1 protein-coding gene is annotated in these 1,226 nt (G+C 41.3%); it reads left to right on the top strand.

All coding sequences use genetic code 11. From position 1 onward, the window contains the following. Positions 1-1,226: SprB repeat-containing protein (locus DB891_RS17425; RefSeq protein ID WP_133243533.1), on the top strand; the 1,226-nt coding region annotated here is incomplete at both ends.

Genomic DNA, 1,226 nt, shown 5'->3' with positions numbered 1-1,226 from the left:
CCTGGTTACACGGTAGAGTTTAATGGAGTGGGCGGATTTGTTTCCCAAACATCATCAAAAACATACAGCGGTCTTGTAGCAGGTACCTATACTTGGAAAGTAAGAGACTCTAAAGGTTGTGAGAAATCAGGATCAGAAATAGTTGGTCAGCCAACTGCACTTATAGCCAGTGATGCTCATACAGAAGTGACTTGTTTAGGCGATACAGATGGTTCAGTTACCCTTACTTTCAGTGGAGGAACTGCACCTTATATGGTGAACTTCAATGGAGGCGGATTTGCGACACAAACCTCTCCAAAAACCTATACAGGGCTTGGAGCAGGCACCTATAATTGGACCGTAAAAGACGACCATGGATGTGAGCAATCTGGTTCAGAAGTAATAGCTGAAGGACCATCTTGCGGAGGTCCGTTATGTACTTATACTCAAGGGTATTATGGAGGTAGTGGAACAGCTTGTACCGCAGATGGTGAGTTTTCTTCAATAACCGTGATAACCAATAGCATTAATAACATGCCGGGTGATGTATTGTACATCGGAAGAGGTACAAGTGCCGCCGATCCAGGAGGTTCATTTACAGTTACTGCTGCACAGGCAGCTCAACTGAATGCATTGATGCCAGGAGGAGGTAATGCTATAGTAATAGGTGGTGATTACACTCCTTTTACCATTACGCCGCTCCAAAACGGTAAAATTAAAAATGTATTGTTGGGACAAACTGTTGCAATGGCATTAAATCTTTATTTGACAGATGATCCATCAGAATCTATAGGTAACTTTAGTTTAGTTGGCAGTGGAGGTAAATATGTTGTTACCAAAGCCAGAGCCACAGGTTCATCTTGTATAGATCCTGTTCAGGCAGACTGTGCAATTGAGCTAAATGCTATTGAGAGCTATTTGATGCCTGCAGATGTAATTGCAGCACTTCCTGCAGATGCCGATGTTTGGGATTTATTCCAATTGGCTAAAAATGCTTTGGGAGGTCAGGTATATGCAGATGTTAGTCTTTCTGAAATTGTAGAAGCTCTTAAAGCAATCAATAATGGCTTTGATAAATGCCGTTATTTCATTGAATTTTCAGCTACAGCTCAGTTATGTCCACCACTTGAAATAATTAGTACAGAAACCGAAATTGCAGGTTTCACAGCGCATCCGGTTCCTTTCAAAGATCAATTGACTATCAGTTATGATCTTAAATATGTTACTGATGTGAGAATTGAGGTCTT

The sequence above is a fragment of the Flavobacterium laiguense genome (assembly GCF_003097655.1).
Classification (GTDB): domain Bacteria; phylum Bacteroidota; class Bacteroidia; order Flavobacteriales; family Flavobacteriaceae; genus Flavobacterium; species Flavobacterium laiguense.
The sequence above is the reverse complement of the archived record's forward strand: the minus strand, read 5'-3'. Positions and strand labels throughout refer to the sequence as shown.